Genomic DNA, 14,388 nt, shown 5'->3' on the forward strand with positions numbered 1-14,388 from the left:
CGATGAACGACTATAAACATCCCCTGCGCGTCGGCGTGGGCGGTCCGGTGGGTTCCGGTAAAACCGCCCTGCTGGAAGCGTTATGCAAAGCGATGCGCGATACCTATCAACTGGCGGTGGTGACTAACGATATTTATACCAAAGAGGATCAGCGCATTCTTACCGAAGCGGGCGCGCTGGCGCCGGAAAGGATTGTCGGCGTGGAAACCGGCGGTTGTCCGCATACCGCCATTCGCGAAGACGCCTCAATGAACCTGGCGGCGGTGGAAGCATTAAGCGAGACATTCGGCAACCTGGATCTGATCTTTGTCGAGAGCGGCGGCGATAACCTGAGCGCCACCTTCAGCCCGGAGCTGGCCGATCTGACGATCTATGTGATCGACGTTGCCGAAGGCGAGAAGATCCCGCGTAAAGGCGGGCCGGGGATCACCAAATCCGATTTTCTGGTGATCAACAAAACGGATCTGGCGCCGTATGTGGGCGCGTCGCTGGAGGTGATGGCGCGCGATACAATGCGTATGCGCGGGGATCGGCCGTGGGCGTTTACCAACCTGAAAGCCGGTGACGGCCTGGCGACGATTATTGCGTTTCTGGAAGATAAAGGGATGTTGCGGGCGTAGCGTTTTTTATCGCCGGGTGGCGGCTTCGCCTGACCCGGCCTACGGTATTGTAAACCCGGTAAGCGAAGCCGCCACCGGGCAAAACATCACGCCGCAGGCAACTCCGCCAGCGGCCAGCGAGGACGCACGCTCACGCCTAAATCCGCCGTTGCGCCGGCTTTGAAGCGCACCATACCGGCGTAGGCGATCATCGCGCCGTTATCGGTGCAAAACTCTGGCCGTGCGTAGAACACTTCGCCACGCCGTTTTTGCATCATTTCCGCCAGCTTCGCACGCAGCGTGCGGTTGGCGCTCACCCCGCCCGCCATCACCAGACGCTTAAAGCCGGTCTGATCCAGCGCTCGCTTACACTTGATCATCAGCGTATCCACCACCGCATCTTCAAACGCACGGGCAATATCGGCGCGGGTCTGTTCATCATCACCGTTGCTGCGGATAGTGTTTGCGGCGAACGTTTTCAGCCCGGAGAAGCTGAAATCCAGCCCAGGACGGTCGGTCATCGGACGCGGGAAGACAAAGCGCCCTGCGGTGCCCTGCACCGCCATTTTCGACAGCATCGGGCCGCCAGGGTAATCCAGTCCCAGCAGTTTGGCGGTTTTATCAAACGCTTCACCGGCCGCATCGTCAATGGATTCGCCTAACAGCGCATACTGACCAATCCCGGTCACGCTGATAAGTTGGGTATGACCGCCGGAGACCAGCAGCGCCACGAACGGAAATTCCGGCGGATTGTCTTCCAGCATCGGCGCCAGCAGGTGCCCTTCCATATGGTGTACCGGAATCGCCGGAACATTCCAGGCAAACGCCAGCGAACGGCCAACGGTCGCGCCGACCAGCAGCGCCCCCACCAGACCCGGCCCTGCGGTATAGGCCACGGCATCAATCTCTTTCGCCGTCAGACCCGACTCTTTCAACGCCGCCTGGATCAGCGGCACGGTCTTGCGTACGTGGTCGCGCGAGGCCAGTTCAGGCACTACGCCGCCGTAGTCAGCGTGTAATTTCACCTGACTATACAATTGGTTGGCTAACAGACCTTTTTCGTCGTCGTAAATAGCGATGCCGGTTTCATCGCAGGATGTCTCAATACCCAGTACACGCATGACTTGTTTTACCTCACTCTGATACCGCGCAGTGTAGGGCCAATGCGGGTTGATGTAAAACTTTGTTCGCCCCTGGCGACAGCCTCGTGTATACTCCTCACCCTTATAAAAGTCCCTTTCAAAAAAGGCGTCGGTGCTTTACAAAGCAGCAGCAATTGCAGTAAAATTCCGCACCATTTTGAAATAAGCTGGCGCTGATGCCAGCGGCAAACCGATTTAATCAAAGGTGAGAGGCACATGCCGGTAATTAAAGTACGTGAAAACGAGCCGTTCGACGTAGCTCTGCGTCGCTTCAAGCGTTCCTGTGAAAAAGCAGGTGTTCTGGCGGAAGTTCGTCGTCGTGAGTTCTATGAAAAACCGACTACCGAACGTAAGCGCGCTAAAGCTTCAGCAGTGAAACGTCACGCGAAGAAACTGGCTCGCGAAAACGCACGCCGCACTCGTCTGTACTAATGCGTTGAGGGCGTAAGCTCTCGATTCAGACCGAGTTGTAGTTGTAAGGCCGTGCTTCCGAAAGGAATGCGCGGCTTATTTTCGTTTATGCATTGGCATATATACAAAATCATTCAGGATGCGGCAAAGCGGCGCCTGAAAGATGAAGTGTATAAAAGGGGCATATGGCTGGACGAATCCCACGCGTATTTATCAATGACCTGCTGGCACGCACCGACATCATCGATCTGATCGATGCGCGGGTGAAGCTGAAAAAGCAGGGCAAGAATTTTCACGCGTGCTGTCCGTTCCATAACGAAAAAACCCCCTCTTTCACCGTGAACGGTGAAAAACAGTTTTACCACTGCTTTGGCTGCGGCGCGCACGGCAACGCGATCGATTTCCTCATGAACTACGACAAGCTCGATTTCGTGGAAACCGTCGAAGAACTGGCTGCAATGCACAACCTGGAAATTCCCTACGAAGCAGGGACAGGTCTTAGCCAGATAGAGCGCCATCAACGGCAAAACCTCTATCAGTTAATGGACGGGCTGAATGCGTTTTATCAACAGTCGCTCGCCCACCCCACAGCAGAGCCTGCGCGCCAATATTTGCAAAAACGCGGCCTTAGCGCTGAAATCGTTCAACGCTTCGCGATTGGTTTCGCTCCGCCAGGCTGGGATAATGCATTAAAACGTTTCGGTAATAATAGCGACAACAGAGCGCTGTTACTGGATGCCGGAATGCTGGTCAACAATGACCAGGGCAGAACCTACGATCGTTTCCGTAATCGGGTGATGTTCCCGATTCGCGATAAACGAGGACGGGTGATTGGTTTTGGTGGTCGCGTACTCGGTAACGATACGCCGAAATACCTGAACTCCCCGGAAACCGATATTTTCCATAAAGGTCGACAGCTGTATGGCCTTTATGAAGCTCAGCAACATAACGCTGAACCGCAGCGACTGCTTGTTGTTGAAGGCTATATGGACGTTGTCGCGCTGGCGCAGTACGACATTAACTACGCCGTGGCATCGTTGGGGACATCGACAACAGCCGACCATATCCACATGTTATTCCGGGCGACTAACAATGTGATTTGCTGTTATGACGGCGATCGGGCCGGACGCGATGCGGCATGGCGAGCGCTTGAAACGGCAATGCCCTATATCACCGACGGACGGCAGTTGCGCTTTATGTTCCTGCCTGATGGCGAAGACCCGGATACGCTGGTGCGTAAAGAGGGCAAAGAAGCATTCGAAGCACGGATGGAGCAGGCTCTGCCGCTCTCTCTGTTTCTCTTCAATAGCCTCTTGCCGCAGGTTGATTTGAGCACGCCGGATGGAAGTACGCAGCTTGCCGCGCTGGCGCTGCCGCTGATTAACCAGGTTCCCGGAGATACGCACAGGATCCAGCTACGACAGATGCTGGGGCTGAAATTAGGCATCTTTGACGATAGCCAGCTTGACCGCTTAATGCCAAAACAGGCAGAAAGTGGCACGGTACGCCCTGCTCCGCAGCTAAAACGCACGACCATGCGTATACTTATAGGGTTACTGGTACAAAACCCGGATTTGGCGCCGTTAGTACCACCGCTAGGCGGTCTGGATCAAAAAAAGCTGCCCGGGCTTGGCTTATTTGAAGAACTGGTCAACACTTGTTTGTCTCAACCAGGTCTGACCACCGGCCAACTTTTAGAACATTATCGCGGCACAAATAGTGCTGCGACCCTTGAAAAATTGTCGATGTGGGACGATATAGCTGATAAGGACATTGCTGAAAAAACCTTCACCGACTCACTCAACCATATGTTTGATTCGATGCTTAAGCTGCGCCAGGAAGAGTTGATTGCTCGCGATCGCACACACGGTTTAAGCAACGAAGAACGCCGGGAACTCTGGACGCTGAACCAGGAACTGGCCAAAAAATGAATTGATAGACAAAATCGTTCAAGTTGTATTAAGGCAGCAAGAGAACGCAGCTAACGCAGAGACAACTTGAAGGATGACGTATTTAACGGCTTAAGTGCCGAATAGCGATCGGGAAGCCCCCGACAGCCGCACTGAGAGGCAGCGGCAAAAATATAAGTACGCCCTCGCTTTAAAGGTTGGCAGATACACCGCCGACACCAATCAAACGAAATAAGTGTGGATACCGTCTTATGGAGCAAAACCCGCAGTCACAGCTGAAGCTTCTTGTCACCCGTGGTAAGGAGCAAGGCTATCTGACCTATGCCGAGGTCAATGACCATCTGCCGGAAGATATCGTCGATTCAGATCAAATCGAAGACATCATCCAAATGATCAACGACATGGGTATTCAGGTGATGGAAGAAGCACCGGATGCCGATGATCTGCTGCTTGCTGAAAACACCAACAACACCGACGAAGACGCGGAAGAAGCTGCTGCTCAAGTTTTATCCAGTGTTGAATCTGAAATCGGTCGTACCACTGACCCGGTACGCATGTACATGCGTGAGATGGGTACGGTTGAACTGTTAACCCGTGAAGGCGAAATCGACATCGCTAAACGTATCGAAGACGGGATCAACCAGGTTCAATGCTCCGTTGCCGAATACCCGGAAGCGATTACTTATCTGCTTGAACAGTACGATCGCGTTGAAGCCGAAGAAGCTCGCCTGTCAGATCTGATCACCGGCTTTGTTGACCCGAACGCTGAAGAAGATATGGCGCCTACCGCCACGCACGTCGGTTCTGAACTCTCTCAGGAAGAGATGGACGACGACGATGATGAAGACGAAGAAGAAGACGACGACAGCAGCGATGACGACAACAGCATCGACCCGGAACTGGCGCGCGAAAAATTCGCAGAGCTGCGTACGCAGTACGAAGTCACCCGTGACACCATCAAAGCGAAAGGTCGCAGCCACGCCGATGCGCAGACCGAAATTCTGAAGCTGTCTGAAGTGTTTAAGCAGTTCCGCCTGGTGCCGAAGCAGTTCGACTACCTGGTGAACAGCATGCGCGTCATGATGGATCGCGTTCGCACGCAAGAACGCCTGATCATGAAGCTCTGTGTTGAGCAGTGCAAAATGCCGAAGAAAAACTTCATCACCCTGTTCACCGGCAACGAAACCAGCGAAACCTGGTTCAATGCCGCCATTGCGATGAACAAGCCGTGGTCCGAAAAGCTGCACGATGTCACTGAAGACGTTCAGCGCAGCCTGCAAAAACTGCAACAGATTGAAGAAGAAACCGGCCTGACCATCGAGCAGGTAAAAGACATCAACCGCCGCATGTCCATCGGCGAAGCGAAAGCCCGCCGTGCGAAGAAAGAGATGGTTGAAGCGAACTTGCGTCTGGTTATCTCTATCGCCAAAAAATACACCAACCGTGGTCTGCAATTCCTGGATCTGATTCAGGAAGGCAACATCGGTCTGATGAAAGCGGTAGACAAGTTCGAATACCGTCGTGGTTACAAATTCTCCACCTATGCCACCTGGTGGATTCGTCAGGCGATCACTCGCTCTATCGCGGATCAGGCGCGCACCATCCGTATTCCGGTGCATATGATTGAGACCATCAACAAACTCAACCGTATCTCCCGCCAGATGCTGCAAGAAATGGGTCGCGAGCCGACGCCAGAAGAGCTGGCCGAGCGCATGCTGATGCCGGAAGACAAGATCCGTAAAGTGCTGAAGATCGCCAAAGAGCCTATCTCCATGGAAACGCCGATCGGCGACGATGAAGATTCGCATCTGGGGGATTTCATCGAGGATACCACCCTCGAGCTGCCGCTGGACTCTGCCACCACCGAGAGCCTGCGTGCCGCAACGCACGACGTGCTGGCTGGCCTGACGGCGCGTGAAGCAAAAGTGCTGCGTATGCGTTTCGGTATCGATATGAACACCGACCATACGCTGGAAGAAGTGGGTAAACAGTTTGACGTTACCCGCGAACGTATCCGTCAGATCGAAGCGAAGGCGCTGCGTAAATTGCGTCACCCGAGCCGTTCTGAAGTGCTGCGTAGCTTCCTGGATGATTAATCTCGCCGCATAAGCATCAACGCCACCGCAAGGTGGCGTTTTTTTTACCGCTTACAGCCCATCAACCACCAGCGATTCATCAAGTTCCCGATACGCCTCCACCAGCTTTTCCGTCCTGATGCGATTTAAGCCGCTGGGATTCGGCAACACCCAGATCTGCGTATCGCCAATGGTCATCGTCTGTTTTCCCCACTGCGCGCCGCGCTGGCTAAATCCCTGCTCAAACGCCTGCTTGCCCAGAATCGCCAACGCCGCAGGTTGATAGTGCTCAATCTTCTCAATGAGCTTATGGCCGCCGCTACGCATCTCCTGAAGCTTAACTTCGTTCGCCTGCACGGTAGGCCTGTCGACAAATTTGGTAACGCCACAGCGGAAATCCAGCAGATGCTGCGCCTCTTCCGGTTTCAGTTGACGCCCGGTAAATCCGGCAAGGTGGATTACCTTCCAGAAACGGTTGGCAGGATGCGCGAACGGGAACCCTGTCCCCGCAGAAGAGAGGCCGGGATTGATGCCGCAAAATACCACTCTCAGCTCCCGCGCCAGTATGTCCTTAACCATGTTAACTCCTGAACGATACATCAGGCTGAAAGTATAACGGATTGAAAATACGTTGTTTATAAAAACAGCATCCGTACGGTTATGGCTGGATTGCAACACGGAGTTACTTTATAATCCACCGCCACGGCCCCTTAGCTCAGTGGTTAGAGCAGGCGACTCATAATCGCTTGGTCGCTGGTTCAAGTCCAGCAGGGGCCACCAAATATCAAGGACTTGCGAGAAATCGCAGGTCCTTTTTTTTGGGTGGCCGGAATAGATGCTCCCGAATTGAAGGCGAGAGCATAGGGGCAGATAGATCTTTTTGCGCGCGCTCAGCTTATACCAGCGCCCGAAGCTGCTCTCGCATATATAAAGAAAAATATTCAGGGTTTTTAATAAGCACCCGTTCTCCTGACGCAATTTTTTCAGCCCACCCGACCAATTTTTCCGTAAACCCGGCATTCCACCCTTCCCGATCGCCTCGGGCTGCCACATCTTCTGCTCTCGCCGGAACCCCCAACTCGTTCAAATATTTAAAAATCCCCTTGGCTGTACTTTCATCCATTGGGTGTGGAACTGAAGCGGATGTATTCATACCGTTAATGAAATCTAAGGCTTTATCAATGACTGCTGGCATACTTTTATCCTTAAAATTAACCATCTGAAAAACACCTCTCTAATATGCCCCTGGATTGAACTTAATATCAAAGAAATCATTAAATTTATCCTTTTCTTTCAACCAGGTTTCGAGGTGAGTCACAACACCATCCGTCTTCCTCTCCACAGATCAACCAGATAGCCCGCAAGGCAGGAGACAACAAGCGCAGCAAGTGTGGGGGATTAGACGCCTGGTGAGGGGCGGCCAGTGCCGGGTTCACCGAGAGAAAAAACAAAATTAATTACACTCCAGTTTGATACGCCTCTAAAAATATGAGTTTCAGTATGAAACACAAATAATGGTCTGTAGAGAAAAGTGTGATCATGTCGAATGACATTAATCAAAAAATACGTCTGGAAGATAATTGCGTTATCAATTGAGCAATTTTTATCCTGTTGACTTAATACCTGAGAGCGACAAAATAAAGAACACGAAATAAAACATTTACCACGCGCGATAATTCATTGCGGCCTCAGCCCTGTACGTCGTAGCAGGATATGTTATTGGCAGAAACTGCGTTGCGCTGTTTCTCTGAATGCTCATCCGAACCCGGGAAGGTCTTATTATGAGCTATCGTGTGTTTGATTATCTGGTGCCAAATGTGAACTTTTTCGGCCCCAATGCCATTTCGGTTGTGGGCGAACGCTGCAAACTGTTGGGCGGGCTGTAACCCGGAAAAATTCGCGGATATCGCCGGGAGCACCCGGCGAAAGCCGGTCTAGTCGTGATGCTTGCGCTTGAACTGGCTGGCGTCGATGTCGTACTGCTTCATCTTACGCCACAGCGTAGTGCGGCCAATGTTCAGCAAATGAGACATTTCCTGCACCCGTCCGCTGGTGACGCGGGCGGCATGGATAATCGCCTCTTTCTCGATAGCCGTAAACGTCAGACTGGCGGGTAACAGCGATGATGTCGTATCCACGCCGGGGCGTTCAGAAAACAGATATTCCGGCAGATTACTCAGGCGGATGTGGCCGTTATCGCTGCTGATAGCGATGTTTTCGATGACGCTGTTCAGCTCGAAGTCATTGCCCGGCCAGGAATAGGCCACCAGTTGCGCCAGCGCATCATCATCCACCTTCAGGCTGGTTGAAAAGCGTTTTTTCAGGCCGTTCAGCCGGTTATAGACCAGCGAAGGGATGCTGTTACGCCGCGCGCGTAGCGGAGGAATAATAATTTCAAACGAATGCAGGGCATAGTAAAGCTGACGGCTAAAGCGGTTCTGCTCAACCAGATTCGCCAGATCAACCGTGGTCGTCGCGATCACTTTCACATCCACCGGGATCAGACGTCGCGCGTCAAGGCGGGTTAACACGCCCTGCTTGATCACTTGCAGCAGCGCGGACTGCAACTCCGGCGCCAGATATTCAATTTTTTCCAGAAACAGCGTGCCACCGCTCGCCAGTTCAAGGCGACTCAGACGACCATTTTCATCATCGGTCGGCGCACTGCCCATAAAATCCTGCCCCAGCACGCTATTGGCATAGAGCTGGCAGTTTACGGCGATATAAGGCCCGCTCGCGCGTTCGCTTTCGTTGTGGATAGCCTGGCTGAGAAGCTCTTTGCCCACCCCTTCTTCACCACACAGCAGAACCGGGAAGCTCCCCCTCGCCGCCTGGCGGCCAAAGTGGATCAACCGACGCGTTTCTGGATCGTCCGTCGACATCTGTTCAAAGGTATGGCTCACTTTCCCCAGTTGACTGGTCATCAACTGGCGCATTTGCTCCACCGGGTGCAGCAGCAGAATAAAGCTGTTGCCCTGCTCCTCAACTATCGGTTTCAGGGTAATGACGGCATCAACAAACTGATGCTGACTTTCAAAGGTCACTTCGACATGGCTCAACCCGCGGGCGTGTTTAATGGCGCGACGCAGCAAGGCAGGCAAATTGACCAGATCATGGATGTTTTTCCCCTGGCTGGCCTGCGTATCCAGATGCAGCATCGTGGCCGCCCGCGCGTTGAGAAACTGCAACACGCCCTGCTCGTTCCACGCCATAACGCCATCGTCCATGCTTTCCAGCAGCCCGTACATCTGATTCAGATGACGATTAGACTCGGCCAACAGGCTATCAGTTAACAGTGAATTTCCCACTTCACGGGCGATCGCCAGCGTCAGCGATAAATCAGAGACTGACTGGTGCTCCACCAGACAGCAGAGCGAAATGGAGCCAAACAGGCGGCCGTGATTATCAAATACCGGGGTTGAGCAGAATGACCACGGGTGCAGCGCCTGTTTAAAATGCTGCTCTCCGGCCGTTTTGGTTGGCTGCCCCGGCATGGTTGCCAGCGACAGCGCACAGCTGCCGATGATGCTTTCCGCACAGTAGCTGCCGTCGAGAAAGCCCAGTTCCGCCAGTTTCTCCAGCGTCCCGGGATCGCCGCAGCGGTTTAAGATACAGGCGGATTCATCCAGGATAAACAGCGCGCAAGGTCGTCCATCCATGAACTCCCAGGCATCTTCCAGCGCAGCCTGGCCTATCGTCAGCAACGCCGTTTTGCGTCGGCAAATCGATTCAAAGGTCAGCCCTTGCGCCTGGTGCGGCGTCTGCCAGGTTTCTCGCTGCATAAACTTGCTGCAACGATGCCATGACTGAGCGATGACGGAAGATACTTCCTTCCCGATGTCCTGCGTCTGAGCCGTCATATCCTTTTCCGCTGTTTTACCATAGACAACCCCTCCGGCCGGAACGGTCAGAGGGGAGGAGAAACTGCCTGTTTATCTCGGGAAGGGAACGTAACTAAAGGCGGATTAACGCGCCAGCCACTGCTGGCCTAACAGATCCGCCGTCAGAATCGCGGCATAAACGCTGTCCGGCGTCACCTCAAACGGCATATTGTGGATGGTTTCGCCTTCCGCGCAGGTCGCTTTCGCCACCGCCTGAATTTTCCCTTCAATGCCGTCTTTCACGCCCATCTGCGCGAGGGTAATCGGCAGCCCCACTTTCTCGCAGAACCCCAGTACGGTTTCGATCTCTTCCATCGGGCTGTTCTGTAATACCAGTTGCGCCAGCGTGCCAAACGCGACCTTTTCGCCGTGATACAAATGGTGGCACTCTTCCAAAATAGTGAAACCGTTGTGAATCGCATGCGCCCCGGCCAGACCGCTGCTCTCAAAGCCAATGCCGCTGAGATAGGTGTTGGCTTCAACGATACGTTCCAGCGCATCAGTCACAACGCCAGCCTGAGCCGCCAGACGCGCTTTTTCACCTTCTGCGAGCAATGTATCATAACACAGGCGCGCCAGGCTCAAGGCCGCCGCCGTAGACTGCCCGCCCGCCATGCTGGTCGCTCTGGCGTCATAGCAGGCTTTCGCTTCAAACCAGGTGGAAAGCGCATCCCCCATCCCGGACACCAGTAAACGCACCGGCGCTTTGGCGATGATTGCCGTGTCCATCACCACCATATCCGGGTTTTTCGGGTAGATCAGATACTCTTCAAACTCGCCCGCTTCGGTATAGATAACCGACAATGCGCTGGTCGGGGCATCGGTGGACGCAATAGTCGGAATAATAACGACCGGCAGTTTCTGGTAGTAACCAATGGCTTTTGCCGTATCAAGCGTTTTCCCGCCGCCGATCCCCACCACGCCACGGCAGCCTTTTTGTTTCAAAATGGCCATCAGACGGTTGATTTCAACATGGCTGCATTCGCCATTGAAACGTTCTGCGTGGCAACGGATTTCGTGGCTATTCAGGCCATTCAGCACCTTCTCTCCCGCCAGCTTCATGACGAAGTCATCTGCAATCACGAAAAAGCTGTCCGCCAGGTCTTTGGCATATTGACCGAATAAGACAGAAGCATCAGGTCCCTGGAGATATTTGGCTGGAGATTGAATAACTTTTAGCATTCCTGTCATCCTCAAATAAGTGCATGTATTTACATGGTGAGCCCTGGCGTTATTCTGTTTGGCCCTGTGTTAATGGCGAAAACGGAGCGATACCGGAGCGATGCAATCACTGTAGGACGAGGCATCGCCAAAAAAATCTTTCCTCTTTTTGTTCTGAAATGGAACACAGAAAAATTCATCACGTTTCATAGTGGAACAATAAACCCTAAAAAACGGCAGGATTGCGATCCCGATCCGTTCAGCCTTCTCATAATGCCTCTGAAAAAAGGGGAATCATGCGTGGTTTTCGCCGTTGATTGCCGACAAGACAGGAAAATATTTTTCTGTCCGGCCAACTTTTCTGCGTGAATGAGCGGGAAAAAGGCGCGCTCCGGCTCGCATTTTGGCTTTTTTCCATCAGAAAACGTTTCATTACGGAACATAAAAGAATAATTTCGTTTCGTAATGAAACTCATTTTCCTCAAATTTTTTTCTTCATGAACTCAGCCAGAATCTCCTCATCGCCGACCTGCCCCGCAGCGTCCCGATGATGAGCGCCTCCGCAACCATAATGTGCAGCCGGGGGTCTGTTTTTCCCACTCTCCAGGAACTGTTATGACTCAATTCTTTTTTAACCAGCGACCCCATCTCGTCAATGACGTCATTGAAGGAACGATTATCTCCAGCCCGTGGAACAATCTGATGCGCCTGGAGAGCGATCCGGCGATTCGTGTCGTGGTTCGCCGCGATCTGAACCGTAGCAACGTCGCGGTGATTTCCGGCGGCGGCTCCGGGCACGAACCTGCCCATGTTGGTTTCATCGGGAAAGGCATGTTAACCGCTGCCGTCTGCGGCGATCTGTTTGCCTCCCCCAGCGTCGATGCAGTGCTGACCGCTATTCAGGCGGTCACTGGCGACGCCGGCTGCCTGTTAATCGTAAAAAACTATACCGGCGATCGTCTGAACTTCGGCCTTGCGGCAGAGAAAGCGCGCCGTCTGGGCTACAACGTTGAAATGCTGATTGTCGGGGATGACATTTCGCTGCCAGACAATAAGCACCCGCGCGGTATCGCAGGCACCATTCTGGTTCATAAAGTCGCCGGCTATTTTGCCGAACGCGGCTACAACCTGGCGACCGTCTTGCGTGAAGCGCAGTACGCCGCCAACAATACCGTGAGTCTTGGCGTTGCGATTTCCAGTTGCCATCTGCCGCAGGAGACAGAGAACGCGCCACGCCATCATCCTAATCAGTCTGAGCTGGGCATGGGGATCCACGGTGAACCCGGCGCATCAGTCATTGATACCCAAAACAGCGCGCAGATTGTACGCCTGATGGCCGACAAACTCCTCTCCGCTCTGCCTGAGACCGGTCGTCTGGCGGTGATGGTCAATAACCTTGGCGGCGTCTCCGTCGCGGAAATGGCCATCATCACGCGTGAACTGGCGCGCAGCCCGCTGCATAAACGTATCGACTGGCTTATCGGCCCGGCTTCGCTGGTGACTGCGCTGGACATGAAAGGTTTTTCACTGACGGCAATGGTGCTGGAAGAAAGTATCGAAAAAGCGTTGCTCTCCGGGGTGGAAACCAGCAGTTGGCAAACGCCAGTGCCGCCGCGTGAGATAACCATTATGCCATCCTCACTGCAAAGCGCGCGAGTAGAGTTTCAGCCTTCAGAGAACGCGTTAGTTGCCGGGATTGTTGAGCAGGTCACCCGCACGCTGTCCGATCTGGAAATGGATCTTAACGCGCTGGATGCCAAAGTCGGCGACGGCGATACCGGCTCAACTTTTGCGGCAGGCGCGCGTGAAATCGCGGGCCTGCTACACCGTCAGCAGTTGCCGCTCGACCATCTCGCCACGCTGTTCGCACTCATTGGCGAACGTCTGACCGTCGTCATGGGCGGCTCCAGCGGTGTGCTGATGTCCATTTTCTTTACCGCTGCGGGGCAGAAACTGGAGCAAGGCGCCAGTGTGGCGGAAGCGCTGAATACCGGTCTGGCGCAGATGAAGTATTACGGTGGCGCGGATGAAGGCGACCGTACCATGATCGACGCTTTACAGCCGGCCCTGACATCGCTGCTTGCGCAGCCACAGGATCTGCACGCGGCCTTTTCCGCCGCGCAAAATGGCGCAGAACGTACCTGTCAGTCCAGCAAAGCCAACGCCGGACGCGCATCCTACCTCAGCAGCGAAAGCCTGCTTGGCAATATGGACCCTGGCGCACACGCCGTGGCAATGGTGTTTAAAGCGCTGGCGGAAAGTCACAACGCCTGATAGTCAGCAGAAAACCGGGCCCGCAGTGGCCCGGTTAAACTTCCACCTGTAAGGAATGATTAAGCCGGCTTACGATGCCAGTATGCTGCGGCGCGCACCCGTTGCGGATCAAACTGTTCCGTCTCAAAGCGACGGCTCAGATGCTTAACCACTTTCCCTTCACCCGTGATCCAGATGAAATAATCCGCCTCCGGCACCGTTAATTGCGCCAGTCGCTCATCAATCGCCTGTTCATCGTGTCCGACCACCCATTCAATGGCAAAGCCATCAAGATGCGCCAGATAATCCTGATACGCGGCATCCTGTACGCTGACCAGCGCCGTAACATGCGGGCGAACGGACAAGCGTTCGAGCGCTTCCAGGCGGCGGCGCAGCGCTGGCATCCCTGACTCATCGCAGACATAAACCTGATATGCATAGTCTTCCGGCACCACCAGCGATCCACGCGGCCCACCGATGGTGAGCGTGTCGCCTTCGCGAGCGTTTACTGCCCATGTGCTCGCCACGCCGCCGTCGTGAATAAAGAAATCCAGCGCCAGCTCGTGCCGCTCTTCATCATATAAGGGCGTGTAATCGCGGGAAGCAGGACGTACGCCCTCTCCCCAGACAATCCCTTCGTCCGTTACCGTCGGAGGAACGAACAGGCTGCCCGGTTCAGGGAAAAACACTTTGGTGTGATCGTCAAAGCCGCGCGAGCTAAAGCCTTCCAGCGCTTCACCGCCAAGAACAATGCGCTGAAAACCGGCGCTAATACGCTCGACGCGCAGAACGGTAAGTTCACGAAAACGCAGTTCGTTACGAACGCGCTGTGGGTAGCGTGAGGATGTATTTATCATTTTTTCGCCTTCATGCAGATAATACGATATATCTAAATTAAATTTTAAATGATAATGATTGTTAGTTATGAAGATTGCAAGCACTTTTTTGATACAGTA

At 53.7% G+C, this 14,388-nt stretch carries 11 protein-coding genes, 1 tRNA gene and 1 pseudogene; 7 read left to right on the forward strand and 6 right to left on the reverse strand.

The window, feature by feature from the left end:
- Positions 1-2: 2 nt before the first annotated feature.
- Positions 3-620 (forward strand): urease accessory protein UreG, encoded by a 618-nt coding sequence (gene ureG / locus OGY62_RS00995; RefSeq protein ID WP_200053356.1) that lies wholly within the window; start codon positions 3-5, stop codon positions 618-620.
- A gap of 86 nt (positions 621-706) precedes the next feature.
- Here ureG and tsaD read toward each other — a convergent pair whose 3' ends face one another.
- Positions 707-1,720 carry a tRNA (adenosine(37)-N6)-threonylcarbamoyltransferase complex transferase subunit TsaD gene (tsaD, locus tag OGY62_RS01000; protein ID WP_200029825.1) on the reverse strand — a complete coding sequence of 338 codons (1,014 nt, stop codon included), beginning with the start codon at positions 1,718-1,720 and terminating at the stop codon, positions 707-709.
- A 237-nt stretch (positions 1,721-1,957) separates the two neighbouring features.
- On the opposite strand from tsaD, the gene rpsU reads away from it, so the two are divergent.
- The 3 genes from rpsU to rpoD all read left to right on the forward strand — a co-directional run bounded on the left by rpsU (position 1,958) and on the right by rpoD (position 6,158).
- Complete coding sequence (rpsU, locus tag OGY62_RS01005; RefSeq protein ID WP_001144069.1) at positions 1,958-2,173, forward strand: 30S ribosomal protein S21; 216 nt, start codon at positions 1,958-1,960, stop codon at positions 2,171-2,173.
- A 164-nt stretch (positions 2,174-2,337) separates the two neighbouring features.
- Positions 2,338-4,083 (forward strand): DNA primase, encoded by a 1,746-nt coding sequence (dnaG, locus tag OGY62_RS01010; protein WP_012135203.1) that lies wholly within the window; start codon positions 2,338-2,340, stop codon positions 4,081-4,083.
- A gap of 200 nt (positions 4,084-4,283) precedes the next feature.
- Positions 4,284-6,158: an RNA polymerase sigma factor RpoD gene (gene rpoD / locus OGY62_RS01015; protein ID WP_256372597.1), complete on the forward strand. Its 1,875-nt coding sequence runs from the start codon at positions 4,284-4,286 to the stop codon at positions 6,156-6,158.
- 51 nt (positions 6,159-6,209) lie between these two features.
- On the opposite strand, the gene mug is transcribed toward rpoD, so the two are convergent.
- Positions 6,210-6,716, reverse strand: coding sequence for a G/U mismatch-specific DNA glycosylase (gene mug / locus OGY62_RS01020; protein ID WP_012135205.1), 507 nt, complete (start codon positions 6,714-6,716; stop codon positions 6,210-6,212).
- Positions 6,717-6,841: 125 nt separating this feature from the next.
- Between mug and OGY62_RS01025 the strand changes: the two genes are divergently transcribed.
- Positions 6,842-6,917, forward strand: a tRNA-Ile gene (locus tag OGY62_RS01025).
- Between the two features lie 115 nt (positions 6,918-7,032).
- Here the strand turns inward: OGY62_RS01025 and OGY62_RS01030 are convergent.
- A complete protein-coding gene (locus tag OGY62_RS01030) occupies positions 7,033-7,356 on the reverse strand; it encodes a DUF1889 family protein (RefSeq protein WP_012135206.1) in 324 nt (107 codons plus the stop codon).
- A gap of 562 nt (positions 7,357-7,918) precedes the next feature.
- On the opposite strand from OGY62_RS01030, the pseudogene OGY62_RS01035 reads away from it, so the two are divergent.
- Positions 7,919-8,017: pseudogene (locus tag OGY62_RS01035) on the forward strand (hypothetical protein); the annotation flags it as partial.
- A 54-nt stretch (positions 8,018-8,071) separates the two neighbouring features.
- Here OGY62_RS01035 and dhaR read toward each other — a convergent pair.
- Together dhaR and OGY62_RS01045 are read right to left on the reverse strand one after the other, a co-directional pair.
- Positions 8,072-9,997 (reverse strand): dihydroxyacetone kinase operon transcriptional regulator DhaR, encoded by a 1,926-nt coding sequence (dhaR, locus tag OGY62_RS01040; RefSeq protein ID WP_012135209.1) that lies wholly within the window; start codon positions 9,995-9,997, stop codon positions 8,072-8,074.
- 105 nt (positions 9,998-10,102) lie between these two features.
- Entirely contained in the window at positions 10,103-11,200 is a 1,098-nt protein-coding gene (locus tag OGY62_RS01045) for a glycerol dehydrogenase (RefSeq protein WP_024130968.1), read from the reverse strand.
- Positions 11,201-11,794: 594 nt separating this feature from the next.
- Between OGY62_RS01045 and OGY62_RS01050 the strand changes: the two genes are divergently transcribed.
- The gene (locus tag OGY62_RS01050; RefSeq protein WP_286458886.1) at positions 11,795-13,453 is read left to right on the forward strand and encodes a glycerone kinase; all 1,659 of its coding nucleotides are present in this window, start codon (positions 11,795-11,797) and stop codon (positions 13,451-13,453) included.
- Between the two features lie 59 nt (positions 13,454-13,512).
- Here the strand turns inward: OGY62_RS01050 and OGY62_RS01055 are convergent, their stop codons facing one another.
- A complete protein-coding gene (locus tag OGY62_RS01055) occupies positions 13,513-14,289 on the reverse strand; it encodes a siderophore-interacting protein (RefSeq protein WP_048902454.1) in 777 nt (258 codons plus the stop codon).
- Positions 14,290-14,388 lie beyond the last annotated feature (99 nt).

The sequence above is a fragment of the Citrobacter sp. CK198 genome (assembly GCF_030333295.1).
Classification (GTDB): domain Bacteria; phylum Pseudomonadota; class Gammaproteobacteria; order Enterobacterales; family Enterobacteriaceae; genus Citrobacter_B; species Citrobacter_B koseri.